Below are 7,043 nucleotides of genomic sequence, written 5' to 3' on the forward strand. Positions count from 1 at the left end.
TATTTCCCCCCCTCGACCCGCTGAAGCTCCGGCAACATGGGGCCGATTCTTCCCACAATTGGGAGGTAAGGGGGCTTTGCCAACCCACTCTAACCATTGGTTTTCCAGCTTGTTTCTGTTCTATGAGGTGAGGCCATGACCGCCTGGCAAAAGCTACAAAAAATTGCGCCGGCGGCGATCGGGGCCTGCTTGTTTGTGCTTTCCATTGGGGCCATCCATTCGGAATTGCATCACTATGGTTGGCAAAATGTTTTGGAAAGTTTCCAGGGCATTGTCAAAACCCGTTTGGCTGGAGCCTTTGCGCTCATGCTCATCAACTACATAATTTTGACTGGCTACGACACCCTGGCCATGTTTTATCTAGGGCAATCTTTACCCCTAGCCAAAACTAGTTTTGTTGGCTTTGTTAGTTACGCCATTAGTAATAGTGTTGGTCTAGCCTTGCTTAGTGGTAGTGCGATTCGTTACCGCCTCTATCAATCCTGGCAGGTTCCAACCTCCATCATTGCCCAGGCGATCGCCTTTTGTAATTTGAGCTTTTGGGTTGGTTTGCTGACCGTAGGGGGCATAACTTTTGTGGTTGATCCCCTACAGTTACCGGCCTTTCTCCATTTACCCTTTTTGTCTGTCCATCCCATCGGCTTTACTTTCCTCGCCATCATTGGGGTTTATCTGCTGGTGACAGGCAATTTAATCAAACCTTTCAAAATTGGCCGATGGCAAACTCCCAAAATTCCCTTTGCCGTGTCCCTAGCCCAAATTGGTTTGACGGCGGTGGATTGGATTTTAGCCTCGGGCATTTTATACGTCCTGTTACCGGGGCACCATCACCTGAGTTTTCCCGGCTTTTTTGGCATTTACCTCCTGGCCCAGGTGGCGGGTATTATCAGTAACGTGCCGGGGGGACTGGGGGTATTTGAGACAGTGGTGCTGTTTTTGTTGACTCCCAAATACTCCTCGGTGGAAGTTCTGGGGGCATTGTTAGCCTACCGAGTGATTTATTACTGGATTCCCTTGGGCAGTGCCAGCCTGAGCTTGGGAGCGTTTGAACTTTTTCAACATCGACAGGAACGACGGCAGAAATCTGGTTCTGAGTAGTTTTTCTGCCCAATCACATATGGGGATTGATTTGTGGATAACCCAAAGGACGAATCTGTTGGCTTTTCCGTTTTTCCTCTAACTGTTTGAGCTCGTCGTAGGGCACCCAATGGATGCAGTCCACCGGACAGGTGTCGATCGCCTCTTGGATTACCGCCTCATCATCCCCATTTTGGCTAAAGGCCCGGGAGCGGCCGTGTTCCTGCTCAATGGTGAAAGTATTGGGAGCCACGTGGGCACAGTTTTTGCAACCAATGCAGGTCACCTCGTCCACATAGACCCCCCTTTCCCGCAACTCCCCACCCAATTCCGGCTCCAAACCAGAACGGTCGTCGAAGTTACGCCAATCTCCCCCCAACTCCGGTTCCAGTCCAGAACGGCGATCGGGAGGAAAATTTAGATCAGCCATTACCATCACGCACTCCAGCGTTGCACCACCAACCGCAATGAGCCATCTTCATTTTTTTGCTGTTCCGTTACAGCAAAGCCCTGTTTAGCCGATTCATTAAGTACGGTTTCCAGAGCATAACCCTGGGTGATTTTTTGTAAAAATCCTTCCACCGATAGGGGTTGCTGCCAGTATTGTAAATCCGTCACCAGCTCATACTCCTGACCATTCCAGCTAAAGCCCAGGTCATAATCATTGCCTTGTTCGATTACCACCGCGGCCTTGGCGGTCAGACCTTGGTAGCCCCGCACCGTGGCCGGCCCTTCTTTCCAATCCAGCCCCAAGTTGGTCAGGGTGGTTTTCAACACATCAAGGTTACGGATGCGGGTTTTGATATTGCTAAAGTGAGACATAGGAAGTTACAAAAAAATTGGAAGAATCGAGTAGGCTGGTTTTTTAAACTTTATAAACAAAAATCACCAACTAAAGGGATTTTTAGGTTTCCCCAGGCCAACTAGAAAAGGTCTGGGACTGCTGAACCGATTGGTTCAAAAGATTGGTTTGGGCAAAAAACTCCGAGGTGGTCTGCTGGGTAAGCACCACCCCTAGTTCGGCCTCGATCGCCGCCGTCACTTCCTGACAAGAGCGACCCACAATGCCGGTTACCGTTTCCTTGACCCGGCCGTCGGGGTAAATGACGAATTCCAGAGTTTCTAGATTCACGGTCAATCCTCACATGGGTGATCAAGGTGATAGTTCACTGTCTGGGTAATGGCCGGAACTCCCCCAGTGATTAATCTTGGTTGATGGGGCCCGACGAACCAGAAGTTATTCTAGTTTTGGCCCAACTAGCCAAGAAACTGGCATAAATTGTAGCAAAAATTAACATTTCCTGGGGACGCAAACCTCTATGGAGAGCATAGGGAAGCGATTATTTTGGCGATGGCTTTGTCTTTTCTGAGAAAAAAGAAAATTTGATTGGTTAGGATGTAATACCAGTTTGTCAGAACAGAAAAATCTAATTTGTTTCTGGAAAATACCTTAGTTAGTATGATTAGCCGATGGCTGGGATCTTTGCTCAACTAGTTCAGCGGCCAACTTAATGGCGGCGATCATGCTGTCAGCTCTAGCGATACCTTGCCCCGCAATGTCAAAGGCAGTGCCGTGGTCGGGGGAAGTACGGACAAAGGGTAAGCCAATGGTGGTGTTAATAGCTTGATCAAACGCTAGCAATTTAACGGGAATTAAACCTTGGTCGTGGTACAAAGCCAAGTAAGCATCGGATACCGTCGTTTGGCCATCGGTTAACCAAGCTTTTCCCGGACTGACCCACATGGTATCCGGGGGAATGGGACCAATTAATTTGGCCTGGGGATATTTTTTTCTAGCTTGCTCCAACCAGGGAATCAACCAATTTTGTTCTTCCTCCCCTAATTTGCCCTCTTCACCGCTGTGGGGATTTAAACCGGCGATCGCCACGGATGGTTTGTCAATGCCGAAGTCCTGGGCTAAGCAAGTTAACAATAAATCTAGTTTACTGTCCATTAACTCCGGGGTTAGGGCCAATGGTACAGCTTTCAAAGGAATATGGGTGGTGGCTAGCAGGGTGCGTAAAGTCCAGCCAGTAAAAGGCGATCGCCCAACAAATGCCATACCAAAACGTTCTACCCCAGCTCGGCTTGCTAAAACTTCCGTTTGCCCTGGGTAATTATGTCCCGCCGCCTGCCAAGCGGATTTGGCGATCGGGGCAGTGACAATGCCGGCAAATTCCCCTGCCAAAGTTCTGGCGATCGCTTCATTCAAATAGGCAAAACTGATGGCCCCACTAATTGCATCACCCCGGCCCACGCTAACCTCCTCGAGGTTGGGATGGTCTACCTCCAGTAAATTAATCTTTTCTGGATCTGCTAGGTTTAAACCCGGATTTTTGGCCAACAGTTGCCCATGGGTTTGGGTCAACACAGAACGGGAACCGATCACCGTTAACTGACAAATTTGGACTAACTCTGGTTCAACCAGGGCTTTGAGCACTACCTCTGGACCAATGCCCGCCGGATCCCCCAAAGTCAAAATTAAACGGGGCAAACTCATACAATCCATACTCAATCAGGTTTAAGAGGATATTCCTATGGGATAATGAACCACCGACGACAAAGATTTTTTCATCCCAAATTATTCATCCCCCATTGAGGAATTAACTATGACCGCTGAAAGCATGTTGGCCAATGGCGCTTTTATCATGATTGGCCTGACCCTACTGGGAGTGGCCTGGGGTTTTGTCATTATCAAACTCCAAGGTAGCGAAGAATAGAAATTCCTGGGCCAAGGCGGTTTGATCCCTCCTGGTTTGGGAAAAAATATTGAAGTGATACTGATACCAGGACTATTAACTGTCCATTGTGCCATTGCCTAGTGTGAATTTTACCTATCAGTGCCAAGCCCGGTGTTCCCATAGCCAAGCCAGGGCTGGAATTTTTCAGACTCCCCATGGGCCGGTGGAAACTCCCCGTTTTATGCCCGTGGGTACCCTGGCAACGGTCAAGGGCATTACCCCCGCCCAGTTAGCCGATACCCAAGCCCAAATGGTATTGGCCAACACTTACCACCTCCATCTCCAACCAGGGGAAAAGATCATTGCCGCCGCTGGGGGAGTGCACAAGTTTATGGGCTGGCCAGGCCCGATGCTGACGGATTCCGGTGGTTTTCAGGTTTTTAGTCTCAGTCAGCTACGCACCATTGATGAACGGGGGGTCACATTTCGATCGCCACGGGATGGTCGTTTAATTGATATGACTCCGGAAAACTCCATCCGCATCCAAAATGCCTTAGGAGCCGATGTAATCATGGCCTTTGATGAATGTCCCCCCGGCCAAGGCGATCGCCCCATGGTGGAAAGGGCCACAGCCCGCACTTACCGTTGGCTAGAAAGGTGCATCGAAGCTCATCAAAGGCCTCAGGATCAAGCTTTGTTTGCCATCGTTCAGGGGGGTACCTTTTTAGATCTGCGTTCCCAAGCAGCGGCAGAACTCATTGCTTTGGATTTACCCGGTTACGCCATTGGCGGAGTCAGCGTGGGGGAAGCGCCAGCCTTAATTGACAAAGTAGTACAACACACCGCCCCATTATTACCAGCCCATAAACCCCGTTACTTGATGGGGGTAGGCACCTATCGGGAAATGGCTAGGGCTATCTTTGCAGGCATTGATTTGTTTGATTGTGTTATTCCCACCCGTTTTGGTCGCCACGGCACAGCATTGGTACAGGGGCAACGGTGGAATTTAAAGAATGCCACTTTCCGCGAAGATTATCGCCCATTGGATGAAACGTGCCCTTGCTATACCTGCCAAACTTTTTCCCGAGCTTACCTCAACCATTTGATACGTTCCAGGGAGATGTTGGGTTATATTCTGCTTTCTTTACACAATATTACGGAATTAATTCGCTTCACCCAAAGCATTCGCCAGGCAATTTTAAATGATACTTTCACCAAAGATTTTGCCTATTGGTTAACTCCACCAGAGTAAATTTAGGATAAATTTAGGCGATCGCAAATCCAGTGTGGGGGCGCACCGACGGCTCTTGGAATCCCAGAACAATGGCTTCTTTAGGAATACCATTAGCAATTAGTTCATTAGCAATACCATCTTCAGTTCCATCACGTTGTACCCAAATTTTTCCCTCGCGAATTTCAATATGGATCAAGCATCCATGGTAATGCCGGTTTCCTTCCCATCCTTCAGAAAGAATAGCGTATTGATCATTTGCGGGGTCAAAGACTGCGAGATTACGGACATTAACGTTGGCATGGTTAATCTCTGTATAGGGTTGTAAAGTAATACAAATAATTTGACGATAATGATTTAGAATATCCATCGGGTAATATAGCAAAGATTGCTAAGGTTAGGAAATAATGTAGGGAAAGAGTTAAGAAAAAAGCGATGCCAGCCCCCTACAGTATAGAGCTAAGAGAGAAAGCGGTAAGTGCAGTGGAAAAAGGAGAGAAGAAAAGCCATGTCTGCCGAACACTGAACATTAGTCGCAACACCTTAGACCTATGGATAAAAAAGAAGAAAGAGACAGAAAGCGTGGCCCCGAAGAGAGATTATGAGCGTGGTCCACGACCGAAAATAGATAATATAGAAGGAGATGAACTCTACACCCGAGTAGGTGAGAACCTTCCCTCCCCAAAAGTCAGAAGGTTGGACAATTAGTTTCAGGGAAAGAGAAAGTTGATACTGGTTAGAAGCCAAAGCCGGAATCAAGGATAGGAGGTTGTTCGAGCCGGGAGTAAAGACTGTTTGGGAGTAGGGAGAACCGAGCCAGTGGATGCGGTGGTTCACCGATGGTGAAAGACGATATGGGAAGGAATTATGGAAATTAGCGAGTATTTATTTGCCCGGTAAGATGACTACAGATGCTTACCCCGACAAAAAGGTCTGGGGTGAGGGGTTAGAAGTGGCTAGAAATGGCTATGAAGATTAAGGGTTCTCAGGACAAGCCAAGGGTCGAATGGGTATTTCGAGAGCATCCATTTACGGAAATTAGTCCATCATCGGAAGTACATGCCAATCATTTAGACCTACATTCCGCACGTAGTACACCTTCGTCTAAAATCGAGTACGACGGCAAGCCTATTTCGGGGTTTGCCTCTTGACTCCCAGTCAATTAATACTAAACAATTACGCTATCTGTAGTGTTTTCCCGAAAATTTAGTAACTATTGGTAGAGCCTGCGGAATGTAGGTTTAGAGGCATTAAAGAGCGCCCTAAGACGTCGGGGGACAGCCTACCGTCGGCGACAAAACCACTATGCCAAGGAACTAGAGGGATTGCAGAGAGCCCTTAACGTGCAGAGGTTGCTACATAACTGGTTCCGTCCTCATGGAAGTCTGGAGAAAAATACCACTCCGGCTATGGCCATGGGCTTTATTGACCGCCCTGTCGAAATTGCAGAAATCCCTACCTGTAGAGGCTTTTGCCGATTCACTCCCTAAAAGAACAGTGCCCAAACTTATCACTTTTTCTCCTTTGTCAACCCCGTTGGGCAATTACAAGTATCAACCCAGGATGCTGAAGGACAAAGACCCAGAAGATCTCCATCAATTACGGGTGGGAATGCGACGGTTACGGACGGCGATCGTCAAATCATCTGTTCTCCTTCCACACCACAGTTCCAACTAAAATTATCATTGGTTCTATCTCAATTGTTCTCGTCTTTGGCCCTGTTATGTTTGCAGCGTACATCGTCCCGGAATAGGCCATTCCACTCGGTAAACTAGTCCGCCAATTTAATAAATTTACCGACGCTATATAGCCCCGCCGAATCCCAAGCTTCTGCAATTAATTTAGTGTTGGCCAAAACGGGGTCAGATTCGATCTCCTCAGATAACGTTAGCGGTCGCAATTTCACTGTCATGGAGTGTCATGGAAGGCTGATTGACTGACAAAAGAAGTGAAAAGCAGTCTAGGTGGGGATTGTAGAAAAGAGGGGAGGTCACGTTCTAGGATTAGATACCACTCAAAACCTGGAACGCGATGCATAATCACTCCCCCCTCTA

10 protein-coding genes and 3 pseudogenes are annotated in these 7,043 nt (G+C 48.0%); 7 read left to right on the forward strand and 6 right to left on the reverse strand.

From position 1 onward, the window contains the following. Positions 1-135: 135 nt before the first annotated feature. A complete protein-coding gene (locus tag IQ217_RS15375) occupies positions 136-1,098 on the forward strand; it encodes a lysylphosphatidylglycerol synthase domain-containing protein (protein WP_194020619.1) in 963 nt (320 codons plus the stop codon). Between the two features lie 13 nt (positions 1,099-1,111). Here IQ217_RS15375 and IQ217_RS15380 read toward each other — a convergent pair whose 3' ends face one another. The 4 genes from IQ217_RS15380 to pdxA all read right to left on the reverse strand — a co-directional run bounded on the left by IQ217_RS15380 (position 1,112) and on the right by pdxA (position 3,586). After that, positions 1,112-1,513, reverse strand: coding sequence for a ferredoxin (locus IQ217_RS15380; RefSeq protein ID WP_194020620.1), 402 nt, complete (start codon positions 1,511-1,513; stop codon positions 1,112-1,114). Next, positions 1,513-1,899, reverse strand: coding sequence for a DUF1257 domain-containing protein (locus IQ217_RS15385; RefSeq protein WP_194020621.1), 387 nt, complete (start codon positions 1,897-1,899; stop codon positions 1,513-1,515). Before IQ217_RS15385 ends, IQ217_RS15380 begins: the two co-directional genes overlap by 1 nt. An 82-nt stretch (positions 1,900-1,981) precedes the next feature. Continuing rightward, the gene (locus tag IQ217_RS15390; RefSeq protein ID WP_194020622.1) at positions 1,982-2,209 is read right to left on the reverse strand and encodes a DUF2997 domain-containing protein; all 228 of its coding nucleotides are present in this window, start codon (positions 2,207-2,209) and stop codon (positions 1,982-1,984) included. 318 nt (positions 2,210-2,527) lie between these two features. After that, positions 2,528-3,586: a 4-hydroxythreonine-4-phosphate dehydrogenase PdxA gene (pdxA, locus tag IQ217_RS15395; protein ID WP_194020623.1), complete on the reverse strand. Its 1,059-nt coding sequence runs from the start codon at positions 3,584-3,586 to the stop codon at positions 2,528-2,530. 100 nt (positions 3,587-3,686) lie between these two features. Between pdxA and petM the strand changes: the two genes are divergently transcribed. Then, positions 3,687-3,797 (forward strand): cytochrome b6-f complex subunit PetM, encoded by a 111-nt coding sequence (gene petM / locus IQ217_RS15400; protein ID WP_190598358.1) that lies wholly within the window; start codon positions 3,687-3,689, stop codon positions 3,795-3,797. An 88-nt stretch (positions 3,798-3,885) separates the two neighbouring features. Further along, on the forward strand, positions 3,886-5,010 hold the full coding sequence (gene tgt, locus IQ217_RS15405) for a tRNA guanosine(34) transglycosylase Tgt (RefSeq protein ID WP_194020624.1): 1,125 nt from the start codon (positions 3,886-3,888) through the stop codon (positions 5,008-5,010). A gap of 13 nt (positions 5,011-5,023) precedes the next feature. On the opposite strand, the gene IQ217_RS15410 is transcribed toward tgt, so the two are convergent. Next, positions 5,024-5,359 (reverse strand): XisI protein, encoded by a 336-nt coding sequence (locus IQ217_RS15410; protein ID WP_194020625.1) that lies wholly within the window; start codon positions 5,357-5,359, stop codon positions 5,024-5,026. Between the two features lie 65 nt (positions 5,360-5,424). On the opposite strand from IQ217_RS15410, the pseudogene IQ217_RS19535 reads away from it, so the two are divergent. The 4 genes and pseudogenes from IQ217_RS19535 to IQ217_RS19420 all read left to right on the forward strand — a co-directional run. Continuing rightward, a pseudogene (locus IQ217_RS19535) lies at positions 5,425-5,574 on the forward strand (transposase); the annotation flags it as partial. A gap of 45 nt (positions 5,575-5,619) precedes the next feature. After that, positions 5,620-6,077: pseudogene (locus tag IQ217_RS19050) on the forward strand (IS1 family transposase); the annotation flags it as partial. A gap of 144 nt (positions 6,078-6,221) precedes the next feature. Beyond that, a pseudogene (locus IQ217_RS15420) lies at positions 6,222-6,479 on the forward strand (IS1 family transposase); the annotation flags it as partial. Between the two features lie 7 nt (positions 6,480-6,486). Next, entirely contained in the window at positions 6,487-6,666 is a 180-nt protein-coding gene (locus IQ217_RS19420; protein ID WP_338117499.1) for a CHAD domain-containing protein, read from the forward strand. A 94-nt stretch (positions 6,667-6,760) separates the two neighbouring features. Here the strand turns inward: IQ217_RS19420 and IQ217_RS15430 are convergent, their stop codons facing one another. Further along, the gene (locus IQ217_RS15430; protein ID WP_194020629.1) at positions 6,761-6,901 is read right to left on the reverse strand and encodes a hypothetical protein; all 141 of its coding nucleotides are present in this window, start codon (positions 6,899-6,901) and stop codon (positions 6,761-6,763) included. Between the last annotated feature and the right edge of the window lie 142 nt (positions 6,902-7,043).

This window comes from Synechocystis salina LEGE 00031, assembly GCF_015207985.1.
Taxonomy (GTDB): domain Bacteria; phylum Cyanobacteriota; class Cyanobacteriia; order Cyanobacteriales; family Microcystaceae; genus Synechocystis; species Synechocystis salina.